The organism is Marivita sp. (assembly GCF_048006345.1).
Lineage (GTDB): Bacteria > Pseudomonadota > Alphaproteobacteria > Rhodobacterales > Rhodobacteraceae > Marivita.
This window is the reverse complement of sequence record NZ_CP180351.1, coordinates 2,705,547-2,728,522: the sequence shown is the minus strand read 5'-3', so window position 1 is coordinate 2,728,522 and position 22,976 is coordinate 2,705,547. Positions and strand designations below refer to the sequence as shown.

At 60.9% G+C, this 22,976-nt stretch carries 23 protein-coding genes and 1 tRNA gene; 13 read left to right on the top strand and 11 right to left on the bottom strand.

Features of this window, described 5'->3' with window-relative positions:
* The first annotated feature begins 6 nt into the window (after positions 1–6).
* The 3 genes from gcvH (at position 7) to ACMVPR_RS13365 (ending at position 4,288) form a co-directional block, all read left to right on the top strand.
* Positions 7–366 (top strand): glycine cleavage system protein GcvH, encoded by a 360-nt coding sequence (gcvH, locus tag ACMVPR_RS13375; RefSeq protein WP_416883286.1) that lies wholly within the window; start codon positions 7–9, stop codon positions 364–366.
* A 131-nt stretch (positions 367–497) separates the two neighbouring features.
* Positions 498–3,341 carry an aminomethyl-transferring glycine dehydrogenase gene (gene gcvP, locus ACMVPR_RS13370; RefSeq protein ID WP_416883285.1) on the top strand — a complete coding sequence of 948 codons (2,844 nt, stop codon included), beginning with the start codon at positions 498–500 and terminating at the stop codon, positions 3,339–3,341.
* A gap of 305 nt (positions 3,342–3,646) precedes the next feature.
* On the top strand, positions 3,647–4,288 hold the full coding sequence (locus tag ACMVPR_RS13365) for an NAD(P)-dependent oxidoreductase (protein WP_416883284.1): 642 nt from the start codon (positions 3,647–3,649) through the stop codon (positions 4,286–4,288).
* 10 nt (positions 4,289–4,298) lie between these two features.
* Here the strand turns inward: ACMVPR_RS13365 and ACMVPR_RS13360 are convergent, their stop codons facing one another.
* From ACMVPR_RS13360 to ACMVPR_RS13350, 3 genes are all read right to left on the bottom strand, one after another.
* Positions 4,299–5,162, bottom strand: coding sequence for an inositol monophosphatase family protein (locus ACMVPR_RS13360; protein ID WP_300588457.1), 864 nt, complete (start codon positions 5,160–5,162; stop codon positions 4,299–4,301).
* A 110-nt stretch (positions 5,163–5,272) separates the two neighbouring features.
* Complete coding sequence (locus ACMVPR_RS13355; protein WP_416883283.1) at positions 5,273–7,801, bottom strand: ABC transporter permease; 2,529 nt, start codon at positions 7,799–7,801, stop codon at positions 5,273–5,275.
* Positions 7,801–8,493, bottom strand: coding sequence for an ABC transporter ATP-binding protein (locus ACMVPR_RS13350; protein WP_300588453.1), 693 nt, complete (start codon positions 8,491–8,493; stop codon positions 7,801–7,803). Before ACMVPR_RS13350 ends, ACMVPR_RS13355 begins: the two co-directional genes overlap by 1 nt.
* A gap of 18 nt (positions 8,494–8,511) precedes the next feature.
* Between ACMVPR_RS13350 and ACMVPR_RS13345 the strand changes: the two genes are divergently transcribed.
* Positions 8,512–9,186, top strand: coding sequence for an arylesterase (locus ACMVPR_RS13345; protein ID WP_416883282.1), 675 nt, complete (start codon positions 8,512–8,514; stop codon positions 9,184–9,186).
* 157 nt (positions 9,187–9,343) lie between these two features.
* On the opposite strand, the gene ACMVPR_RS13340 is transcribed toward ACMVPR_RS13345, so the two are convergent.
* Positions 9,344–9,550 carry a cold-shock protein gene (locus ACMVPR_RS13340; RefSeq protein ID WP_292264078.1) on the bottom strand — a complete coding sequence of 69 codons (207 nt, stop codon included), beginning with the start codon at positions 9,548–9,550 and terminating at the stop codon, positions 9,344–9,346.
* 248 nt (positions 9,551–9,798) lie between these two features.
* Here ACMVPR_RS13340 and ACMVPR_RS13335 point away from each other — a divergent pair, with 248 nt between their 5' ends.
* A complete protein-coding gene (locus ACMVPR_RS13335; RefSeq protein WP_416883281.1) occupies positions 9,799–10,062 on the top strand; it encodes a hypothetical protein in 264 nt (87 codons plus the stop codon).
* Between the two features lie 60 nt (positions 10,063–10,122).
* Here ACMVPR_RS13335 and ACMVPR_RS13330 read toward each other — a convergent pair whose 3' ends face one another.
* The 3 genes from ACMVPR_RS13330 to ACMVPR_RS13320 all read right to left on the bottom strand — a co-directional run bounded on the left by ACMVPR_RS13330 (position 10,123) and on the right by ACMVPR_RS13320 (position 11,449).
* Positions 10,123–10,296: a hypothetical protein gene (locus tag ACMVPR_RS13330; RefSeq protein ID WP_416883280.1), complete on the bottom strand. Its 174-nt coding sequence runs from the start codon at positions 10,294–10,296 to the stop codon at positions 10,123–10,125.
* Positions 10,297–10,431: 135 nt separating this feature from the next.
* Positions 10,432–10,992, bottom strand: a complete 561-nt coding sequence (locus tag ACMVPR_RS13325) for a L,D-transpeptidase (RefSeq protein ID WP_300588445.1) — start codon at positions 10,990–10,992, stop codon at positions 10,432–10,434.
* A gap of 250 nt (positions 10,993–11,242) precedes the next feature.
* Positions 11,243–11,449, bottom strand: a complete 207-nt coding sequence (locus tag ACMVPR_RS13320) for a cold-shock protein (RefSeq protein WP_072776072.1) — start codon at positions 11,447–11,449, stop codon at positions 11,243–11,245.
* Between the two features lie 247 nt (positions 11,450–11,696).
* On the opposite strand from ACMVPR_RS13320, the gene ACMVPR_RS13315 reads away from it, so the two are divergent.
* Positions 11,697–12,119, top strand: coding sequence for a thioredoxin family protein (locus ACMVPR_RS13315; RefSeq protein WP_292264069.1), 423 nt, complete (start codon positions 11,697–11,699; stop codon positions 12,117–12,119).
* A 39-nt stretch (positions 12,120–12,158) separates the two neighbouring features.
* Positions 12,159–12,779, top strand: a complete 621-nt coding sequence (locus ACMVPR_RS13310; protein ID WP_416883279.1) for an REP-associated tyrosine transposase — start codon at positions 12,159–12,161, stop codon at positions 12,777–12,779.
* A gap of 62 nt (positions 12,780–12,841) precedes the next feature.
* On the opposite strand, the gene ettA is transcribed toward ACMVPR_RS13310, so the two are convergent.
* The 4 genes from ettA to putA all read right to left on the bottom strand — a co-directional run bounded on the left by ettA (position 12,842) and on the right by putA (position 19,169).
* Positions 12,842–14,497, bottom strand: a complete 1,656-nt coding sequence (gene ettA / locus ACMVPR_RS13305; RefSeq protein WP_416883278.1) for an energy-dependent translational throttle protein EttA — start codon at positions 14,495–14,497, stop codon at positions 12,842–12,844.
* A gap of 109 nt (positions 14,498–14,606) precedes the next feature.
* On the bottom strand, positions 14,607–14,975 hold the full coding sequence (locus ACMVPR_RS13300) for a GFA family protein (protein ID WP_416883277.1): 369 nt from the start codon (positions 14,973–14,975) through the stop codon (positions 14,607–14,609).
* On the bottom strand, positions 14,972–15,715 hold the full coding sequence (locus ACMVPR_RS13295; protein ID WP_416883276.1) for a rhomboid family intramembrane serine protease: 744 nt from the start codon (positions 15,713–15,715) through the stop codon (positions 14,972–14,974). Before ACMVPR_RS13295 ends, ACMVPR_RS13300 begins: the two co-directional genes overlap by 4 nt.
* Positions 15,716–15,746: 31 nt before the next feature.
* A complete protein-coding gene (gene putA / locus ACMVPR_RS13290; RefSeq protein WP_416883275.1) occupies positions 15,747–19,169 on the bottom strand; it encodes a bifunctional proline dehydrogenase/L-glutamate gamma-semialdehyde dehydrogenase PutA in 3,423 nt (1,140 codons plus the stop codon).
* A 72-nt stretch (positions 19,170–19,241) separates the two neighbouring features.
* Here putA and ACMVPR_RS13285 point away from each other — a divergent pair, with 72 nt between their 5' ends.
* The 6 genes from ACMVPR_RS13285 to ACMVPR_RS13260 all read left to right on the top strand — a co-directional run bounded on the left by ACMVPR_RS13285 (position 19,242) and on the right by ACMVPR_RS13260 (position 22,944).
* Positions 19,242–19,751, top strand: a complete 510-nt coding sequence (locus ACMVPR_RS13285; RefSeq protein WP_292264059.1) for an Lrp/AsnC family transcriptional regulator — start codon at positions 19,242–19,244, stop codon at positions 19,749–19,751.
* Positions 19,752–19,848: 97 nt separating this feature from the next.
* A complete protein-coding gene (locus ACMVPR_RS13280) occupies positions 19,849–20,328 on the top strand; it encodes a tetratricopeptide repeat protein (protein WP_366510392.1) in 480 nt (159 codons plus the stop codon).
* An 87-nt stretch (positions 20,329–20,415) separates the two neighbouring features.
* Positions 20,416–20,500, top strand: a tRNA-Leu gene (locus ACMVPR_RS13275).
* 81 nt (positions 20,501–20,581) lie between these two features.
* Positions 20,582–21,748 (top strand): M20 aminoacylase family protein, encoded by a 1,167-nt coding sequence (locus ACMVPR_RS13270; protein ID WP_416883274.1) that lies wholly within the window; start codon positions 20,582–20,584, stop codon positions 21,746–21,748.
* Positions 21,745–22,671 carry an acetamidase/formamidase family protein gene (locus ACMVPR_RS13265; protein ID WP_416883273.1) on the top strand — a complete coding sequence of 309 codons (927 nt, stop codon included), beginning with the start codon at positions 21,745–21,747 and terminating at the stop codon, positions 22,669–22,671. Before ACMVPR_RS13270 ends, ACMVPR_RS13265 begins: the two co-directional genes overlap by 4 nt.
* Positions 22,672–22,692: 21 nt before the next feature.
* Positions 22,693–22,944 carry an acylphosphatase gene (locus ACMVPR_RS13260; RefSeq protein ID WP_416883272.1) on the top strand — a complete coding sequence of 84 codons (252 nt, stop codon included), beginning with the start codon at positions 22,693–22,695 and terminating at the stop codon, positions 22,942–22,944.
* The last annotated feature ends 32 nt before the right edge of the window (positions 22,945–22,976 follow it).

Here is a 22,976-nt window from a genome sequence, read left to right as displayed (position 1 = left end):
AACCATATGAAATTCACCGAGGAACATGAATGGCTGCGCGTCGAAGGCGACGAGGTGGTCGTGGGGATCACGGCGCATGCGGCAGAGCAATTGGGCGATGTGGTGTTCATCGAACTGCCCGAGGAAGGCACCATGGTCAGCAAGGACGATGAGGTTGTGGTGATCGAATTGGTCAAGGCGGCGTCGGACATCCTCGCACCACTTGATGGTGAAATCACCGAAGTGAATGAAGCGCTGGTCGAAGAGCCCGGTAAGGTCAACGAGGACCCGGAAGGCGATGCGTGGTTCTTCAAGATGAAGATTGAGGACATGTCGGCGCTGGACGACCTTATGGATGAAGCCGACTACAAGAAATATATCGGCTGATCCGGCCGGGCGGGTCCTGAGGCCTGCCCGCCCCTTGCCTAACGGAGTGCCGGATGGCGCCGTTGCAGGGCATATTTTTGAAAAGAAGAAGCAGGGGACGGTGCGCCGTTCCGAACCGTAAGGAGAGCGACATGGGTTATGATGCCATCGACTATCTGCCGTATGATTTTGCCAACCGGCGTCACATCGGCCCGTCGCCGGCGGAGATGGCCGAGATGCTGGCAACGGTTGGTGTGTCGAAGCTCGACGATCTGATTTCGCAGACTGTGCCCGAAAGCATCCGTCAGGCCGAACCGCTTGATTTCGGCAAGGCGTTGTCGGAGCGGGAGTTGCTCTATCACATGCGCGAGACCGCATCGCAGAACGAGGTTCTGACCTCGCTCATCGGGATGGGGTATCACGGCACAGTCACGCCGCCTGCGATCCAGCGGAATATCTTCGAGAACCCGGCGTGGTACACCGCCTACACGCCCTATCAGCCCGAGATTTCGCAGGGCCGGCTTGAGGCGCTGCTGAACTATCAGACCATGGTCAGCGACCTGACCGGGCTGGAGATTGCCAACGCGTCGCTCTTGGACGAGGCGACCGCCTGCGCCGAGGCGATGACCATGGCACAGCGGGTGGCCAAGTCGAAGGCGACCGCGTTTTTCGTGGATGAAAACTGCCATCCACAGAACATCACTGTCATGAAAACCCGCGCAGCTCCTTTGGGGATCGAGATCATCGTCGGTGACGTGGCGGATATGGACCCCGAGGCGGTGTTCGGCGCGATCTTCCAGTATCCGGGCACCTACGGGCATCTGCGAGATTTCACCAATGACATCGCGCGGCTGCACGGGGCCAAGGCGATTGCCATCATGTCCGCTGATCCGATGGCGCTCTGCCTGCTGAAAGAGCCGGGTGCGATGGGGGCGGATATTGCTGTGGGATCGACTCAGCGGTTCGGCATTCCGCTGGGATATGGCGGCCCGCACGCGGCTTATATGGCGACCAAGGACGACTACAAGCGCGCGATGCCGGGGAGGATCGTGGGGATCTCCATCGACAGCCACGGAAACAAGGCTTACCGCCTCGCGCTTCAAACCCGTGAGCAGCATATCCGCCGGGAAAAGGCGACATCGAACGTGTGTACCGCGCAGGCATTGCTCGCGGTGATGGCGGGCTTCTATGCGGTCTTCCACGGGCCCAAAGGGCTGCGCGCCATTGCGCAACGCATCCATCGCAAGACGGTGCGTTTGGCGAAAGGGCTGGAGGCGGCCGGCTTCAAGGTGGAGCCCAAGTCGTTTTTCGACACGATCACCGTGGATGTCGGCCTTCTGCAGCGCGGTGTTTTGCAGGCGGCCGTGCGCGAGGGTCTAAACCTGCGGGCCGTGGGCAAGACAAAGATCGGCATCACGCTGGACGAGAAATCGCGTCCAGCGACCATCGAAGCCGTCTGGCGGGCATTCGGACTGGTCAAGTCGGATGATGACCTCACGCCGGAGTATCGCCTGCCGGACGCGCTTATTCGCACCTCCGAATACCTCCAGCACGACGTGTTCCACATGAACCGGGCCGAGACCGAGATGATGCGCTACATGCGCCGTCTGGCGGACCGGGACTTGGCGCTCGACCGCGCCATGATCCCGCTGGGGTCCTGTACGATGAAGCTCAATTCAGCGGCGGAAATGATGCCGGTGAGCTGGCGCGAGTTCGCGGACATCCACCCCTATGTGCCCGACGATCAGGTGCGCGGTTATCACACGCTGATCGGGGACCTGAACGCGAAGCTGTGTACGATCACGGGCTATAACGCGATCTCGATGCAGCCCAACTCCGGCGCGCAGGGGGAATATGCGGGGCTGTTGGCAATTGCGGGCTATCACCGGGCGAACGGGCAGGGGCATCGCAACATCTGCCTGATCCCGGTCAATGCGCACGGGACCAACCCGGCCTCAGCGCAGATGGTCGGTTGGAAAGTTGTGCCGGTGAAATGCGACGAGAACGGCTCCATCGACCTTGTCGACTTCCGCGCCAAGGCCGAGCAGCATTCTGCGAACCTTGCCGGAACGATGATCACCTACCCGTCGACCCACGGTGTGTTCGAAGGCACGGTCAAGGATGTCTGCGCGATCACGCATGAACATGGCGGGCAGGTCTATATCGACGGCGCAAACATGAACGCCATGGTTGGCCTGTCGCGCCCCGGCGATCTGGGCGGCGATGTGAGCCACCTGAACCTGCACAAGACCTTCTGCATCCCGCATGGCGGCGGCGGGCCGGGTATGGGGCCGATTGGCGTCAAGGCGCATCTGATCCCGCATCTGCCGGGTGACCCGGTGTCGGGTGAAGGCGCTGTGAGTGCGGCGCCCTTCGGGTCGCCGTCCCTCTTGCCGATCTCCTGGGCCTATTGCCTGATGATGGGGGGCGAAGGCCTTACTCAGGCGACGCGCGTAGCGATCCTGAACGCGAACTACATCGCGACACGGCTCGCAGGGGCTTTTGACGTGCTCTATCGCGGTGAAAAGGGCCGCGTCGCGCATGAGTGTATCCTCGACGTGCGGCCTTTCGAGAAATCGGCGGGTGTCACCGTCGAAGACATCGCCAAACGCCTGATTGACGCAGGGTTCCACGCACCGACGATGAGTTGGCCCGTGGCGGGCACGCTGATGGTGGAACCGACGGAATCGGAGACCAAGGCGGAACTTGACCGGTTCTGCGATGCAATGCTGGCGATCCGCGAGGAAATCCGCGCCATCGAGGCAGGGGATATGGACCGCGAGGTCAATCCGCTCAAGCTGGCGCCGCATACGATGGAAGACCTCGTGCGCGACTGGGATCGGCCTTACAGCCGCGAACAGGGGTGTTTCCCGCCGGGGGCCTTCCGGGTGGACAAGTACTGGCCACCGGTCAACCGGGTCGACAACGCCTACGGGGATCGGCATCTGGTCTGCACCTGCCCGCCGATGGAGGATTACGCCGAAGCGGCGGAGTGACCCTCGCGATGAGACTTTCAGATGCAGGCCGGGCTTAGAACCCGGCCTGTTTCGTCAAAGGCCAAGGGGACGGAAAATTCCGACCACGGCGTTGCAACCGATCGGGGCGCACTACGTTCCTTGGGTATGAGACATTTATTCAGAGCCCTGAAACACCGGCTGACTGGTGGCAGACCAAAGACGCTTGCGGATGAGCAGAAGGCGATCCCGGTTGTGACCTTATCGCCCTACCGTGGTGATCTTGCGCTCAAGCATGACCGCTCACAGCATCGACGCTACACGGCGCATTTCGAGGACCTTCAGAATTGACCAAGCCGATCCTGATCATGGGGGCCACGTCCGGTATCGGGCGCTGTGCCATGAACGAGGCGGTGCGGCGCGGCCTGCCCGTGCGCGCCTTCGCACGAAGTGCGGATACACTTGAGGCGACCGAACTTGTCGAGCCGTTCAAAGGGGACGCCACCTCGGCAGAGGATGTGTTGCGCGCTTTGGATGGCGTGCGTGCGGTGGTCTATGCGTTGGGTATCACCGAACGTCTGGCGATGCTCTGGGAGGAGGAAACTCTCTTTTCAGAGACCACGCGCGTTTTGCTTCATGCAATGGCGCAGTCGGATGTGTCACGTCTGGTGGTCGTTACCGGGTTCGGCGCGGGCCGTAGCCAAAGCGCGATGAGCTGGATCGAAAAGACCGGCCACCGCGCCATTCTGGGCAAGCCCTATGCCGACAAGGACCGTCAGGAAGCGTTGATAACGGCGTCAGACACCGATTGGACGATTGTCCGTCCGGTGATCCTGACCAAAGGCGCGCGGACCGAAGACTATCGCGTGCTGCGGGATCCTGCGACATGGCGCAACGGTCTGATTTCCCGCGCCAGCGTTGCGCACTACCTGATCGACGCTGTCGAGCAGGGATTGGATGTCAAAGCGGATGTCGTTCTGACCCGTTGAGTGCCAATGATCAGTCGGCGTCCAGAAGGAACGACATCGCGTCGCGCACCCGGCCCCATGTGGCGGCGTCAGGCGCACAGAGCAGATAGCCGTCGCGCATCTGGGCGCGATAGTCAGACCCGTCGAGACATGCGACATGGCCACCGGCGCGCTTGACGATCAGGGCACCAGCGGCGTGGTCCCATGGTGTCAGGTTGGAACACAGAACAAAGTCGACATGGCCTTGCGCCACCATGCGGAACTCATGCGCCGCACAGCGAAGCATGTAGAGCCGCTGGAACCGGGTCATGAGCCCGATCAGATCGGCCCGCTTGTTTTCGGGCACGTTGTAGACCGAGGCGAAACCGCTCAACGCCTCAACCGGCCCACCTTTTGACACCGAGACGGTGCGTGCGGGACGGCGCGGGGCGATCACCTGCGCCGGGCCGGTTTCATCTGCGATCAGCAGCTCATCCGTGATCGGGTCATAAATCAGGCCGAAGACCGGAACGCCAAAGCGGGTCATCGACAGGATCACGCCGAAGGTGGCCAGCCCGTGGGCAAAGTTCCACGTGCCGTCGACCGGGTCGATGGTGAAGCCCATTTCCGCGTCGGCAAGCGCTGCAACTTTTTCATCGGTCACAGTTTCTTCGCCAACCATCAGCGCATTGGGGAACATCGCAAGCAATCCCCGCACGATCATCTTTTCCGCTTCCTTGTCGGCGGCGGTGACCACATCCATCGGACCGGATTTCTGGTCAATGTCGCCGGAGCCCAATGTGCGGAAGCGCGGCAGGATCTCGGCCCGAGCGGCGCGGCGCACGAGGTTGATGATCTGCGTACGCTGAGCTTGCGTCAGCGGGGCCGGGATCGTCATGGGGAGGCTGTCGGACATCGGGCGACTCGATTTCTTGTGGTGGGTTGCCCGGGGCATGCCAAGGGATTGGCCTCAGGGCAAGGTGGTTTATTGCCGTTCAGCTGGCCTTTCAGCCCGCTTCGCTGTGATTATTCCCGTGCGCGCAGCACTTGGGCGGGACGCGCAGCCAAAGGTCGCCACGCAAAAATCAGGCCGGCGAGGAGGGTTGCCATCACGCCCCCCACTACGACACCCAAGGCCGAGGGCCAGACCACTGCAAAGCTGCTGTCCATGATGAAGGTCATCACGGCCCAACTGCCAAGAATGCCCGCGCCAAGGGCGACCAGACCTGCACCGCCACCCAAGAGGGCCGAGCGCAGGGCAAAGCTTTGCAGGATGCGGGCGCGGCTGGCTCCGAGGGTTTTCAGAACGGCGGCTTCGTAGGTGCGCGCACCTTCACCGGCGGCTGCCGCTCCGATCAGGACCAGGAAGCCGGTGAGCAACGTGGCCGCTGCGCCCCAGCGAACTGCTGCACCGATGCCTTCAAGCAGAACACTCACCCGGTCGATGGCGTCGCGGACGCTGATCGCAGTGATGTTCGGGAATGCGGTGGCGAGTTCGCGCAGGATGCGGGCCTCGTCTTCGGCAGGGGCGTAGACGGTCGAGATGAAGGTGTGCGGTGCGCCCTGCAGGGCATTCGGGGTGAGTGTCATCACAAAGCCCATCCCGGCGGTCGAAAAATCGACATCGCGGAAGCTCGTGATCGTCGCCGAGATGTCGCGCCCAAGCACGTTGACCGTGAGCATGTCGCCGAGCGACAGGCCCATTTCCTCGGCTTCTTCGATGGCAAAGCTGACCTCGGCGGGACCGTCATGGTCGGCCTCCCACCATTCGCCCGCAACGACCCGCGTGTTGGCGTCCGGCTGGGCGGCATAGGTGATACCTCTGTCGCCGGTGACGACCCAGTGATCGCCCGCCACATCGCGCGCCGGGCGTCCGTTGATCTGGGTCAGCACACCGCGCAGCATGGGGGCTGTGTCGATACGTGCGACAGCAGGATCGCCCTCAAGCATCTCAGTGTATTGGGCAATCTGGTCGGGCTGGATGTCGACAAAGAAATAGGCCGGTGCGACCTCGGGCAGGTCGCGGTCGATGGCAGTGCGAAGGTTGCCGTCGATCTGACCGACCGCTGCCAGCACCGAAAGCCCAAGACCCAACGACAACACCACGGGAGCCGCTGCATCACGGGGACCACCGATGGAGGCCAACGCCCATCGCCAGACGGGGCGGCCGCGTGTGGCCTTGGTCGATCGCTTGGCGATCCAGCGGATGGCGATGGCCGCCAGCACCAGCACGATCAGCGCGCCGATCAAGCCACCTGCCGTCCAGAGCGTCAGGAACGGGCTGCCGGAGAAGAGCGAGGCGACACCAACGAGCAGGCCCAGCAGAACCAGCGTTGCGATCACGTAGCGCCAAGCGGGCAGTGCCTTGCCGCCGTCCAGCGCATCGCGGAACAGCATCGCGGGGCGGATGTCTTCGGTTCGGGCCAGCGGCCAGAGGGTAAAGATCAACGCGGTCAGGATGCCATAAAGCGCCGCTTCGACCAACGGGGCGGGATGGATTGTGAAGATTGCGGGCACCGGCAACGATGCGCTGATCAGCGGGCCAAAGAGGATCGGGACAAGAGCGCCCAAAACAAGGCCAATGCCGATGCCAAGCAGGCTCAATGCACCGATCTGGAGGAAGTAGGTCTGAAAGATCGTCGCGCGGGTTGCGCCAAGTGTGCGCAGCGTGGCGATGACGCTGGTCTTGCTGGCCAGGTAAGCGCGCACGGCGGCGGACACGCCGATACCGCCCACCGCAAGACCGGACAAACCGACAAGGATCAGGAAAGCGCCCAGGCGTTCGACGAACCGAGCGACGCCCGGTGCGCCGTTGCGGGAATCCCGCCAGCGCAGACCGCTGCTGGGAAAGGCGGCCTCTGTCGCGGTTTCAAGCGCGTCGAGATTGCTTTCGGGCGGAAGCAGCAGACGGTATTCGGTTTCGTAGAGCGTGCCCGGCTGCAAAAGACCTGCATCGCGCAGCGCCTCGGTGGTGACCATCGTGCGTGGGCCAAGCGAAAAGCCCGAAGCGGAACTGTCGGGTTCGGTGACAAGGATCGCCGAGAGGGTGAAATCCTGCGTGCCAAGTCGGAAGCTGTCGCCCGGTTCAAGGCCCAGCCGATCCGCCAGCAAAGGCGCCATGACCGCACCGGGTTGGATGCCATTGCCAGCCAGTGCATCTGCCAAAGGCATTGCCGGATCAAGAACCACCTCGCCCGTAAGCGGATAGGCTGCATCGACGGATTTGACCTGCGTTAGCGCACGTTCGGCCACGCCTTCGGGGTCTTTGACCACCATGGAGCGGAAATCGGTGATCTCTGAAATGCCGGTCGAGATGCTTTCGAGATAGGCGCGTTCTTCGGGTTCTGCGAAGCGGTAGGTAAACTCGACCGACGCATCGCCGCCCAAAAGGATGGACCCCTGCGCCTCCAGTCCCGACTGGATCGCCGAGCGCACCGAACCGACGCCTGCAATCGCGGCCACGCCAAGCGCGAGGCACGCAAGGAAGATGCGAAAGCCCTTGAGACCGCCGCGCAGTTCCCGGCGGGCGAACCGGGCAGCCGTGTTAAGCGCCATTACTCAGCCGCCTTTAACTGGTTGTCCGAGATATGACCATCGGTCAGCCGGATCACGCGATCGCATTTCGCGGCCAATTCGCGGCTGTGGGTCACAAGGACCAGCGTTGCCCCATGCCGGTCGCGCAGACCGAACAGCAGGTCGATAATCGCCTGCCCGTTGACCCCGTCAAGGTTGCCTGTGGGTTCATCGGCCAGCAGAATCTCGGGTCGGGTGACCGACGCCCGCGCCAGAGCCACACGCTGCTGTTCGCCGCCCGACATCTGCGCGGGGTAATGATCTGCCCGGTGGGCAAGGCCGACCGCCTCAAGCTCGGCTTCGGCACGGGCATAGGCATCCTTCTCCCCGGCCAGTTCCAAAGGTGTCGCGACGTTTTCAAGCGCGGTCATTGTCGGAATAAGGTGGAACGACTGGAAGACGACACCCATGTGATCGCGCCGAAAGCGCGCCATCTTGTCTTCGTCCATCGCGGTCAGGTCCTGACCCAGCGCGACAACACTGCCCGAAGTGGCATTCTCAAGCCCGCCCATCACCATCAGCAATGACGACTTGCCCGAGCCCGAAGGTCCGATCAGGCCCAAAGTCTCGCCCTTGTGAACGGAAAGGGTGATCCCATGTAGGATCTCGACCATTCCGGCATTGCCCCTGAGGCTGAGCGTGACATCTTTGAGGTCGAGAATGGGCTGGGTCATAGGATACGGAGCTTTATCATGTTTCACTCTTTCACATATGGGGCGTCCTGGGTTCTGAGCAAGGTGCGCGTGGCAGCTGTGTGCCTGTGCACAGTGACCGCAGTTCAGGCCGAACCGGTCGAAATTTTGGCTTTGGGCGACAGTCTGACAGCCGGATATGGCCTGCTCGACGAAAACGGGTTCGTTCCCAAGATGCGGGTCTGGCTGGAAGAGCAGGGACTGGATGTGCGTCTGGTCAATGCGGGCGTGTCCGGCGACACGACGGCAGGTGGACTGTCGCGTGTAGAGTGGTCACTGACACCTGCAACCGAGGCGTTGATCGTGGCTTTGGGGGGCAATGACCTCTTGCGCGGACTTGACCCTGCTGTGTCTCGTGCAAATCTCGAAGGCATCCTCAAGGTGGCTCAGGACAAGGGGCTGGACGTTCTGGTTGTCGGTATGGAAGCACCGGGCAACTATGGGCCGGAGTACAAGGCCGAGTTCGATGCAATGTACCCCGAATTGGCCGAAGCCTATGGCGCACTCTACTTTCCGCGCTTTTTCGAAGGTCTTTATACTGTCGGAAGCACGCCCGCCGAACTGCGCGACGTGATGCAGATGGATGGCATTCATCCAAATGCAGAAGGTGTCGATTTGATCGTCGAGGCCATGGGTCCAGCCGTGGCGGAACTGGTCAAGCGCGCGTCGGACTAAGCGCCCACAAGCGGTCCGCGCGTGGTTCGCATGAAGGTAAAACCTCGGAATACGGGCGACGACAAAGTCGCCCGTTTGCTGGTTTGTCCCTGACGCGATACGCCGTCTGGCAATCACCGAGACCAAAGACCCGGACCGATGTCAGCCCGGAGCGCGATCACGCAAGCGAGATATTCACCGCCGCTTCGCGACCATCACGACCGGCTTCGAGGTCGTAGGTCACTTTCTGATTGTCCGCAAGGCCGGTCAGACCCGACCGCTCGACTGCGGAAATATGTACGAAAACGTCTTTCCCGCCATTGTCCGGTGCAATGAACCCGTAGCCTTTGGTGGTGTTGAACCATTTGACGGTGCCAGTGGCCATCCGTTCTACTCCTGTCTGTCATGTCTTCCGCCGTGCAAGACGGCACGACGGGCGCGGTCAGTCAAATTCGCTTAACTGAGCCGGGTCGGAGCAGTGGTCGAAAATGGTAACTTTGCGGGTCAAGTTTTCGGATGATTCCGGAATCGACGCAAGAAAAAAGCCAAGTTTTCTCTTTCCTGTGAGATTGGGTTGCCTTGGGCGATCGGCGCACCATCTTTAGTCGGTCTTAGACTTCAGGGAGAGTGAACATGTCAGGCATGGACGTGCGGTTCGCCGCAAAAAGCGAGCAACAGATGCTGGACAAGCGGTATGCCGAGGCACGCGCCGATATCGAGCGTAACCGTTTGATTGAAAACGGACAATCTGGCGCGCTTTTGTTCGCCGCGATGGCCTATGGCGATGCGCTGGAACAAAATACGTTGTTCCGAACAGCGTCACATCTGGCCAAACTCTTCTGCATCGCAGCCGTGTTCATCATCCCCAACCTGCTCGTTATTCACGTTCTTCTGTAACACGCAGACTTGGTCGGCGAAGAATTGCGCGTGACCGCAACAGGTGGTCGCGCGATCAAATTAGGACGGGTTTGCCTGTCGCAGAGCCGCTGCAAATAGCGTGATTGCCGAAAATCCAAAGCAGGTGATCAGGAAAACCAGCATCGCTGTTGAGGCAAGCGCCCCACCAACCAATGCCACTGCCGCAGCCACCCATCCGAGAATGCTTCCTGCGATAAGTGTGATTGCTGCCATCTTCTACCCTTTTGACACAAGAATGCGCCTCATATCTTAACGACCAGTAAATGGCCGCGAATGATGCACGATTTATGGCAGCGGAAGGGCAATCCGGAGACATGGGCAGATCATGCCCGCGGACTGCATATTTAATCAGAGAACCGTGACAACCGTCCCGATCGGCACCCGGTCGTACAGGTCTTCAACATGCTCGTTCAGCATGCGGATGCAGCCGTTGGACACGGACTGTCCGATGGACCGGGGTGCCGTTGTCCCGTGGATGCGGAAGAACGTGTCCCGCCCGTTCTGGAAGAGGTAGAGCGCACGTGCGCCCAGAGGGTTGCCCGGGCCACCCGGCTGAACGTAGTCATTGTCGACGAACTTCGAGTACGTGTCGGGCTCGCGCTCGATCATCTCGTCGGTCGGACGCCAGGTCGGCCATTCCTTCTTCACCGCGATCTCGGCCGTACCGGTGAATTCAAGACCGGCGCGGCCTACGCCAACGCCATAACGGCGGGCAACACCCGGCTGAGTGACATGATAGAGGAAATGCGCGCGTGGCAGGATCAGGATTTGGCCTGGAACCACTTCGCTTTTGATCCGGACATTCTGGGGGCGGTAGATTGGGTCGATCTGGAAAGCTTGGGCAGATGCGATACTCGGGGCAGCCAGACCGGCAGCGGTGGCGGCCAGAAAGTGACGACGTGAAATCATGGGCAGCGCTGTTCCTTGTTGTTCTTAACTCGTACAAACGAAGTCTGCGGAACTTTGCCAACGCTTTGGGCGAAAACAAGCGCAATTGCACATTTGCCCGTCGCGCGCCCAAGTCAGTTGCGACAGAAAGGACACAAGTTCAGGCAAGCTGAGGCCTGCGCCACGCCTTCAGCCCTCATGCCGTACCGCAAAAGAAAAACCGCCCGGCGCGGGTGGCACCGGGCGGTTCAAGATCGAGAATCGCTGTGGCTTATGCCAGCGCGAGATTGATCGCGCTTTCGCGGCCGTCACGGCCTGCTTCGATGTCGAAGGTCACCTTCTGGTCGTCGCGCAGACCGGTGAGGCCCGAACGCTCAACGGCGGAGATGTGAACGAAAACGTCCTTGGAACCGCCATCGGGTGCGATGAAGCCGTAGCCTTTGGTGGTGTTGAACCATTTCACTGTGCCAGTGGCCATGTGAAGTATCCTTGTGTTGTCCGTTGCCCGCTTTGTGCGGCAACCCGGCAAAGTCACGTCTGGATCGAAAGCTGCGTGCCGGTGTCGGAAAACAGAAGGTCGAGTAGAAGATCGTTAGCGATGCTGCCTATGACAGGTTGTCGCACATTTAACAAGGGGATTCTCTTTAGATAGCCCGGGTCGGCAAGGACTTGCCCATAGGTCACTTTCTACATATGTCGATTGCCGAATATCTGGGAGGACACCAATGTCCGGCAAGAAACTCACCTGCCTTGATTGCGGTCAGATCAACCGTGTGCCCGACGACCGGCTGGATGCAGATCCCAAATGCGGGACCTGTGGCGCCACGCTGATGCCGGGCAAGGCGGTCGAGGTCGACTGGACCACGCTGCAAAAGGCCGCCCGCACCGATGAGGTGCCCTTGGTGGTCGACTTCTGGGCACCATGGTGTGGACCCTGCAAGATGATGGGGCCGGAGTTTTCCAAAGCCGCCGGCACGCTCAAGGGCCGCGCCCGTCTGGTGAAACTCAACACCGAGGACTTCCCGCAATCCGGCCAGACCTACGGTATCCGCGGTATCCCGACAATGATCCGCTTTGTCGGCGGCCGCGAAGGCGCGCGGCAGTCGGGCGCCATGCGCGCGGATCAGATTGTCGGGTGGGTGGGGTGAGTTAACCTGACCTTTACCTGATCTGGTCAAACTTGGCGCATGTCTGTCTACTTGCGCCCCCGGCTGCCCGGTGTTCCCGTTTTCTTTACAGTCTGCCTCGCCCAGAGCGGGTCACGGCTTTTGGTGGAGGAAATCGACATCCTCCGCGAAGCAGTTCAGGTGACCCACGCCAGACGCCCGTTTTGCATCGATGCCTGGGTCGTGCTTCCTGATCACATACACGCGGTCTGGACATTGCCATTGGGCGACCCGAATTATTCCGACCGATGGGGCGCTATCAAAGCGCGCTTTTCCAAGTTTGTCAGGTTGAAATGTCAGTCTGATGTTGGGCGTAGGCCGGGCTTCAGCCCGGCATTGGCTTTGCCAACAGAACTGCCTGTTGTGTCATCCGGGCGCTATGCCGGGCTGAAGCCCGGCCTACGCAAAGACAAAGGTGAATGCGCGATTTGGCAACTAAGGTTCTGGGAACATCATATTCGTGACGAGGCGGATTATGCCGCGCATCTGCGCTATTGCTGGATCAATCCCGTGAAACATGGGTTCGTTTCGCGGCCTGCGGATTGGCCTTTTTCCTCGATCCATCGCGACATACGATTGGGCAAAGTCGATCCGGAATTTGTCGCTGACGTCACGGATGGGCAGTATGGTGAAATAGCGTAGGCCGGGCTTCATCTCGGTGCAATTTCGCGAAGAAATGCCGGGCAATTGCCCGGCCTACGCCTTTACCGCACAAACTTCTTGAACTTCACCCGCTTCGGCTCAAGCGCATCCGCACCCAGGCGGCGCTTCTTGTCCTCTTCGTAATCGGCGAAGTTGCCCTCGAACCATTCGACATGGGCATCACCTTCGAAGGCGAGGATGTGCGTACACAGACGGTCGAGGAAGAAACGGTCGTGGCTGATGACCACGGCGCAGCCGGCAAAATCTTCGATGGCGTCTTCCAGTGCGCGGAGCGTTTCGACGTCGAGATCGTTGGTCGGTTCGTCGAGCAGGAGCACGTTGCCGCCCTCCTTGAGCAGGCGCGCCATGTGCACGCGGTTGCGTTCACCACCTGACAGCAGGCCGACCTTCTTCTGCTGGTCGCCCCCCTTGAAGTTGAACGACCCGCAATAGGCGCGGGAATTGACCTCGGCATCCCCGAGTTTGATCAGTTCCGCCCCGCCAGAGATGGCTTCCCATACGGTGTCGTTGGCGTTCAGATCGTCGCGCGACTGGTCGACATACGCCAACTGGACGGTATCCCCATAAGACACCTCGCCCGCGTCGGGCTGCTCCTGTCCGGTGAGCATCTTGAAGAGCGTCGATTTGCCAGCCCCGTTCGGGCCGATCACGCCGACAATGCCGCCCGGTGGCAGGCTGAAGGACAGGTCCTCGATCAGGAGCTTGTCGCCCATCGCCTTTTTCAAGCCATTGACATCAATGACTTTCGACCCAAGACGCGGGCCGTTTGGAATGATGATCTGCGCGCGCCCGACGCGCTCGCGTTCGGACTGACCGGCCATCTGTTCATAGGCCTGAATACGCGCCTTGGATTTGGCCTGACGCGCCTTCTGACCCTGCCGCATCCATGCAAGTTCACGCTCAAGCGTCTTCTGCTTGGCCTTGTCTTCGCGCGCTTCCTGCTCAAGCCGCTTGGCTTTCTGCTCCAGCCAGCTGGAATAATTGCCCTCGTAGGGAATTCCACGGCCACGGTCGAGTTCGAGAATCCAGCCGGTGATGTCGTCGAGGAAATAACGGTCGTGCGTGACGATCAGGATCGTGCCCTTGTATTCGATCAGGTGGTTCTGCAGCCACGCGATGGTTTCCGCATCGAGGTGGTTGGTCGGTTCGTCGAGCAGCAGCATATCCGGCGCTTCAAGCAGCAGTTTGCAGAGCGCGACGCGGCGCTTTTCACCACCCGAGAGCGTGGTCACATCCGCGTCATCCGCCGGGCAGCGCAGGGCTTCCATTGCGACGTCGATCTGGCTGTCCAGATCCCAGAGGTTGTTGGCATCGATCTCGTCTTGCAGAGCGGCCATTTCGTCAGCGGTTTCATCGCTGTAGTTCATAGCAAGTTCGTTGAAACGATCCAGCTTGCCCTTCTTTTCGGCCACACCCAGCATGACGTTTTCGCGTACGGTCAGCGCCGGGTCGAGCTGCGGCTCCTGCGGCAGATAGCCGACCTTGGCCCCTTCGGCTGCCCATGCCTCGCCCGAGAAATCGGTGTCCATCCCCGCCATGATCTTGAGCAGGGTCGATTTACCGGCGCCGTTGACGCCGACAACACCAATCTTGACCCCGGGAAGGAAGTTCAGGTGGATGTTTTCGAACGTCTTCTTGCCGCCGGGATACGTTTTGGAGACCCCGCTCATGTGATAGACATACTGATAGGCTGCCATGATCGCGTTCCTTTGAATTTCGGTTTTGCCGAGGGATACACGCGCAGACGGACCCGTGCAATCACGCGTGTTCAGGCTTTGTTTGGATTTGCGGTCTAGCGTGGTGGGATCATTGATCCGAAGGGTGATTCACGCCGTCATGCCAGCCGATTGGTTCAAAGTCCCTCGGGTTCACGCCTTCTATGCAACCCATGTTCACGCCGTATTGGTCTGGATCGGATCGGCGTTGATGATGCGTGTATATCCCGCAGGTCTTGCAGAAATAGTGTTTTGCCGTGTGGGTTCCAAAACTGTAAAGCGTCAGGTTGTCTTCGCCTTTGACGATCCGCAGATCCGCGCGCGCCACACTGGCGGTCGGGGTCCCCCGACGCCGGCAATAGGAACAGTCGCAGCGCCGCGCTCCGCCAAGTCCGTCTTTCAGATGCACGGAAAGCTCGACCGCGCCGCAATGGCACGTGACCTTGACCGGACCACTCATTTCCGGCGCACCGACGGAACGCGTGATCGGGAAAGCTGGTACTTGGCCTCAGGATGCGGCGGGTGGCCTTCCGTGCGCGTCCAGAACTGCGGCCCACCCAAACGCAGCCAGAGCGGGATCGTCAGTGCCAATCCGATCACAAATCCGCCCACATGGGCCCAATAGGCCACGCCCCCTTCGTCGGCGGCCGTGCCGAACCCGCCAAAGATCTGCATGGCGAACCACAGCCCCAACATGATCCACGCCGGGATTGGGAAGATGCGAAAAATGATCACGATGATGATCAGGATATCAACCTTGGCCTTTGGGAACAGCAAGAGATAACCGCCCATCACCCCGGCAATGGCCCCGGACGCACCAACAGTCGGAACAGGCGATCCGGGCGCGCTGATATAGTGGATGAACCCGGCGCCCAATCCTGCGGCAAGATAGAACAGGGTAAACCCCATATGCCCCATCTCGTCTTCCATGTTGTCGCCGAAGATGAACAGAAACAGCATGTTACCGATCAGGTGCATCCAGCCGCCATGCAGGAACATGGAGGTGAGAAATCCGCTGAACCCCTGACCTTCGCTGACCAGCGCCGGGATCAGCGCATAGTCGAAGTAAAAGCGCATGATCTCCTGGTCGCTCTGCATGAGCGGCCAATAGCTCAGGAAAATGCCGACATTCGCGACGATCAGCGCGTATGTGACAAAGGGCGTACGGCCCGACGGGTTGTGATCGCGGATCGGAAACATGCCGCGACAGTTGGCGCAAAGCGGCGGCGCGTCAAGCCGCGCCGCTCAGAAGCTGTGCGTTTCCGCCCGAGGCCGTGGTATCGACGCAGACATGGCGTTCATGACACGCGTGGCCTTTATCCGGCATCCCGGTGATCAGAGGCAGGATCGGACCGGTCCGGCTGGCCAAAGCGGCACGCAAATCGCGTGCGGTATCCGCATCTCCCCACCAGATGGCGCCATCCATGGGCAGATCGGCCAGCCACGCCGCGTCGACGCTGCCTGCTGCGACAACAGCTTTGCCACCCAAGGCTTCGACAGCCTGTGCCTGCGCGACCGCTGTTTCTGCACCTGGTCCGAGGCAAAGGATCGGTCCACGTGCCATCGAGGTCAGAACGTTGGACTCGCCAGTCGGTCCGGGAAGGGTGGTCTTGGTCGCGGACGTCTTGGTGTCGGCAGAGGCAAGCACTTTGGTCAGGCGATCCTTGTTGTCCTGCGAAGACCATCCTTCCCCGGCTGTGTCTGCCAGATGCTTGCGGAACCGGGCGAGGTAATTCGGCCCACCCGCCTTGGGGCCGGTGCCCGACAGCCCTTCACCGCCAAAAGGCTGACTGCCGACAATCGCCCCGATCTGGTTGCGGTTCACATAGATGTTGCCGGCCTTGATCCGCTCTGAGATGTGCTGCACCCGGTCGTCGATCCGGGTTTGCAGGCCAAAGGTCAGCCCGTAACCAGTGGCGTTGATGGCGTCGATCACGGTGTCGATGTCTTTCGACTTGAACGTCGCGATGTGCAGGACAGGGCCAAAAATCTCGCGCTCCATGTCGTTGATGCCAGAGACCTTGATGAGGGTGGGTGGCACAAACGTGCCGCCTTCGGGCAGGGGCAAGCGGTGTAGAACACGGCCCTCGGCCTCGGCAGCATCGACATACGAGATGATGCCGTCACGCGCCTCGGCATCAATGGCGGGGCCGACATCGGTGCCATAGGTCCACGGATCGCCGATCACCAGCGCGTCCATCGCGCCAGTCAGCATTTCGGTAAAGGCGTCGGCGATGTCTTCCTGCACGTAAAGGCAGCGCAGCGCGGAACAGCGCTGGCCTGCAGATTGAAAGGCGGATTCGACGATTGCCTGCACCGCCTGTTCCGGCAACGCGGTGCTGTCCACGATCATCGCGTTCAACCCGCCGGTTTCCGCGATCAACGGCGCGCCGGGATCAAGGTGCTCGGCCATGCTGCAATGGATGATCTGTGCGGTCTCGGTCGAGCCGGTAAAGGCAATGCCTTTGACTGCCGGGTTCGAGGTCAATGCGGCGCCCACATCGCCCGCGCCCGGCAGCAGTTGAAGCGCGGTTGTCGGAACGCCCGCCTCGTGCAGCAATTGCGCGGCGCGATGAGCGATGAGCGGCGTTTGCTCCGCCGGTTTGGCCAGCACGGCATTGCCGGTTGCCAAGGCTGCCGCGATTTGCCCGGTGAAGATCGCCAGTGGAAAGTTCCACGGGCTGATGCACGCAAAGACGCCCTGCGGTGCGGGCCCCTCTGCACGGGCCGCGTAATATCGCAGGAAATCCACCGCCTCGCGCAGTTCGGCGACCGCGTCGGGCAGCGATTTCCCGGCCTCGCGAGCCAGCAGAGCAAAGAGTTCGCCGTAATGCGCCTCGTAGAGGTCGGCGGCTTTGTTCAGCACCGCCGTACAATCTGCGGCAGAGGTTTCCCACGGCTTGGCTGCAGCACATGCTGTGACGACCGTGCCTGAATTGGCCCATGTGACCGACCCCACCGTGTCGTCGGGGCGCGCGGGGTTGATCACCGGATCCGTCGCGCCGGTTTCGGCATCGCCTGCCACCAGCGGTGTTGCAGACCATTGAATGCCAGCAAAGGGTTTGCGCGCGGCTTCGATGGCGGCGCGGGTCGGGCGATGGGTGAGGTCCCATCCTTTGGAGTTCGGGCGTTCGGGCGCGAACAACTCTGGACCGGTTGCCAACTTTGGCAAGTCATGCGCATCAAACGGATCCGAGGCGACTTCCGACGCTGGTACGTCCGTGTCGACAATCTGGTTTACGAAAGAACTGTTCGCGCCATTCTCGAGCAACCGCCGCACGAGATACGCCAGAAGGTCACGATGCGCGCCCACCGGTGCATAGATTCGGCAGCGGGTGCCTTCGGCGTCTTTGACGATGTCATGCAGCGCCTCGCCCATGCCGTGCAGGCGCTGGAATTCGAAGGTCGTATGGTCCTCCGCCATATGCAGGATGGCCGCCACTGTATGCGCATTGTGCGTGGCGAATTGCGGGTAGATCCGGTCGGTCATGCCCAGCAATTTGCGCGCGTTGGCGATGTAGCTGATGTCGGTGTGATGTTTGGCGGTGAACACCGGAAACGCCGGGAGGCCTGCCACCTGCGCGCGCTTGATCTCGGTGTCCCAATAAGCGCCTTTGACCAGCCGCACCATGATCTTGCGGTCCAGCCGTTCAGCCAGATTATAAAGCCAGTCGATGACATGCCCCGCGCGTGGCCCGTAGGCCTGCACGACCACGCCGAACCCATCCCACCCCTTGAGCGATGGTTCCGACAACACGGTTTCGATCACGTCGAGAGAGACTGAAAGGCGGTCCGCTTCTTCCGCGTCGATGTTGAGTCCGATCCCGGCCGACCGCGCCAGCTGAGCCAGCGTGCGCAGGCGCGGCACCACCTCGTTCATCACGGTGTCCTGCTGCGCTTCTTCATAGCGCGGATGCAGCGCCGACAGTTTGACCGAGATACCGGGGTTTTCGCGGATGTCCTTCGACTTGGCGGCTTCGGCGATCGCGCTGATGGCGCGGGAATAGGACAGGTGGTAACGGCGTGCGTCAGATTCCGTGCGCGCAGCTTCGCCAAGCATGTCGTAGGAATAGGTGTAGCCCTTGGTCTCCATCCTGGCCGCGCGTTTCATGGCGGACTGGATGGTTTCGCCCAACACGAACTGTGCGCCCATTTCCTTCATCGCGCGACCCACGGCGGTCCGGATCACCGGTTCGCCAAGCCGCTTGATCGCGCCGCGCAAATGGCCGACCGGGCCGGGTTGTTCGTCCTTGAGCACCTTGCCAGTCAGCATCAGCGCCCAGGTTGACGCGTTGACCAGCGGCGATGTGCTTTCCCCAAGATGGCTGGCCCAGTTCGACGGAGCGATCTTGTCTTCGATCAGCGCGTCGATGGTGGCCGCATCGGGCACACGCAGCAGCGCTTCGGCCAGACACATGAGCGCGATGCCTTCTTCGGTCGACAGGCCGTATTCGCTCAGGAATACTTCCATCAGGCCGGGGCGCGAATCTTCGCGGATCGCCGTGACCAACTTTGTTGCCCGGGCTTTGATCGCAGTGCGATCCTCTTGGGTCAGTTGCGCGGCGGTGCGCAGAGTGTCGACCTTTCGGATTTCGTCGACATAGGTGTTGTCGTCGATCAGGGGGCGCAGGTTGGGCAGCTCATCACGGGGCATGGCGATCTCCAGTCATATCCCCTACAATATCGCGTAAGCAGCAGGGCAAGTGCCGGATTATTCGCTGTGGACATGGCAAACGCACTGATTTTTTCCGGAAAGGCGGGCGAATTGAATATATCCGATCTGGACAGGTTCGACCGGGCGATTCTGCAGGAGATGGCCCGAGATGGACGCGTGTCGATCACCGAGTTGTCGCGCCGGATCGGCTTGTCGAAATCTCCCACGCAGGCGCGCCTGCGACGCCTCGAGGAAATGGGAGCGATTCAGGGCTACCGCGCCTTGCTCGATCCGATCCGGCTGGGGCTCGATCACATCGCCTTTGTCGAAGTGAAAATGACACAGACCCGCGAGGCCGCATTGGCCGCTTTCAACGAGGCGGTCGCCAAGATCCCCGAGATCGAACAGGCCCACCTGATCGCCGGGAATTTCGACTACCTGCTCAAGGTGCGGACCGCGAATATGCGCAGCTATCGCAAGGTGTTGGCCGAAAAGATCTCGACCCTGCCACATGTCGCGGCCACCTCGACCTATGTCGCCATGCAAGCGGTAAAAGAAGAGACTTTCGGGAACGTGACTTGACCGAACCGGGGTGTCCCTGCCAAATGCATCCATGCGGAGTATGATTTCAATCCTTGCCGTAGTTGCGGCGCAAAGTGCAGTAGCAGATGGGTGTCCTGTGGCGCCCGATCACACGGCTGCCCTTGATGCTCTCTATGCGCAGGTGCAACGCGCCCCGAACGAGATGATAGCTCGGACATTCTCAAGTCAGATGTGGGATCTGTGGCTTGAAGCGCCGGATGAACCCTCGCAGATGATGCTGGACGAAGCCCTTCGCGCCGCGCGGGTGGGTGATTACCTTCGTGCCACCGACCGGCTGAACAAACTGGTGTCCTACTGTCCCTTCTACGCGGAAGGCTACAACCAGCGCGCTTACGTGAATTACCTGCGCGGGGATTACCCTGCGGTTCTGCCCGACCTTGATCAGGCGATTGCCCTGAACCCGCGCCATACAGGGGCTTTGACCGGCAAGGCGCTGACCCTTATCGCCATGGGCCGTGACGACGAGGCGCAGCCGATCCTCAAGGAAGCGGTTGCCCTGAACCCGTGGCTGGGCGAACGCGCCCTTATCAAGCAGCCCAAGGGCGACGACCTCTGATCCTGCGCTGAAGCGCTGCGCATTTGCCGGAAATCGGCAATCCAAACCATTGTTTTCGCCCTTGTCCCCGGCTAGGGATAACGCGTTGCGGGCGTGATGGAATGGTAGACATATCGGACTTAAAATCCGAAGGCCTTGCGCCGTGTGGGTTCGAGTCCCACCGCCCGCACCATTCGTCAAGTTTCCCGTTTGCCACTCCCTCGGTTATCGGGTCTGATGCAGGCATCCACCCAAATCAGACACGGGAGATATCATGCCCATCCGCAATCGTTTTGCTGAATTGCACCCCGAGATCACCGTATGGCGCCGGGATTTGCACGAGCATCCCGAACTGCAATATGACCTTCCGCGCACCGCCGGGATCGTTGCGGACAAGCTGCGCGCGTTCGGATGTGACAGCGTGGTGGAAGGTATCGGGCGCACCGGTGTGGTGGCGCTGATTCAGGGCAAGACGAACCGGTCGGGCAAGACCATCGCCCTTCGCGCGGATATGGATGCACTGCCGATCTTTGAGGCGACAGGGGCAGCGCATGCCTCGAAAACTCCGGGTAAGATGCACGCCTGCGGCCATGACGGGCACACCGCGATGCTGCTCGGGGCGGCGCAGTATCTGGCGGAGACCCGCAACTTCGACGGTACGGTCGCCGTCGTGTTCCAGCCCGCCGAAGAGGGCGGTGCCGGAGCCGAGGCGATGGTGCAGGATGGGTTGATCGAAAAGTTCGGGATTTCAGAAATCTACGGGTTGCACAATTCACCGCTTTTGCCGCTCGGCCAATTCGCAATCCGCCCCGGCGCGTTCTACGCTGCGGTCGACAGCTTCCACATCAATGTGCGCGGCAAGGGTGGACATGCCGCTCGTCCCAACAACACGGTGGACACGACACTTGCCGCATCTGCCATTGTAATGGCTATGCAATCTGTGGTGTCGCGCAACACCGATCCACAGCAGGCGGTCGTGGTCTCGGTCACCTCGTTCCGCACGGAATCCGAGGCGTTCAACGTGATCCCGGAACACGCGGTCCTGCGTGGCACAGTCCGCAGCTTTGACATGGATGTGCGGGCCAAAACGCTCGAACGGATCAGGGCCATCGCGGAACTGACCGCACAAAGTTACGGCGCCACCGCCGAGTTGGGATTTGACGAAGAGCCTTATCCGGTCATGGTCAATCATGACGTGGAAACCGAACATTGTATCCGCGCCGCCGAAGGCGTGGCAGGGACGTGTATCCCGGACGCGCCGCGCACCACTGGGGGCGAGGATTTCGCCTACATGCTGCAAGCCTGTCCCGGTGCCTATATCCAGCTTGGGATCGGGCCGGGGCCGGGCCTGCATCACCCTGAATATGACTTCAACGACGAGGTCATCCCGACCGGCTGTTCCTATTGGGTGACATTGGCTGAACAGAGGCTTCCCGCATGATCATCGAGGCTGGACCCAAAACATGCCACTGGGGCTATTTCGACGCGACACTTGATGCAGTCGCGACTGTTGCCAGCGGGGCCGAAGTGACGATGAATTCCGTCTCCGGCGGACCAGATGTCTTGCCAAAGATCGGGTTCCACATCCCGCCCGAGCTGCTGGCGATTCACGAAACCGGCGTCCCCAAGGTGCCCGGTCACATCCTGACAGGGCCAGTGGCGGTCGATGGCGCGATGCCCGGCGATGTGCTTCAGGTCGATATTCTTGATGTTGGGCTTCGGCAGGACTGGGGCTACAACGTCATCCGCCCATTGGTGGGCACATTGCCGCAAGATTTCGACGAAACCCACAAGGTCATCATCCCACTGGATCGGGACAGGAATGAAGCGACCATGCCTTGGGGTCTAAAGCTGCCCCTTGCGCCGTTCTTTGGGGTGATGGCCGTTGCTCCGCCTCGGGCTTGGGGGCGCATCTCGACCATCGAACCGCGTGCTCATGGCGGCAATCTCGACAACAAGGAACTGGTGGCGGGCACGACGCTTTATTTGCCGGTCCATACAGAAGGCGCGCTGTTTTCCTGCGGCGATGGACATGGCGCACAGGGGGATGGCGAAGTCTGCGTGACGGCCATCGAAACCGCGCTTCAGGGTCGGTTTCGCCTGACCGTGCGCCGCGATCTGGATGTCACCTATCCCGAAGCCGAGACACCCACGCATATCATCACCATGGGCATGCATCCCGATCTGGATGTCTGCGTCGAGATTGCGTTGCGCCGCATGATCACCATCGTGTCGCAGCGCGCGGGGATCAGCCGGGCCGAGGCCTATATGTTGTGTTCTCTGGCGGGGGATCTGCGGATCACGCAAACTGTGAACAGGGAAAAAGGCGTCCACATGATGATGCCGAAATCCCATATCGACTGAACATTCCTCGAGGCGCACCGCATGTCTGGCCAAGCCCACGCGCGAATTCTGCTGACCGGCGACGTGCACAGCGCGGATTTTCCCGCGTGGATTGACCGCCATGCCCACAAGTTGGGTTTGGTCCGTGTCACGACGGAACGGGTGGAAGATGGGCTTCAAGTGAGGGCAAGTGGCGCGGAAGAAATGCTGCAAGCGCTGGCACTTGGAGTGAGTCTCGGCCCGGAAAGCGTGCTGGTTGATACGGTAACCATCACAACCGAGGCGTGCGTCTGAAGTCGGTTGCGATCACAATTTCATCGACTAGT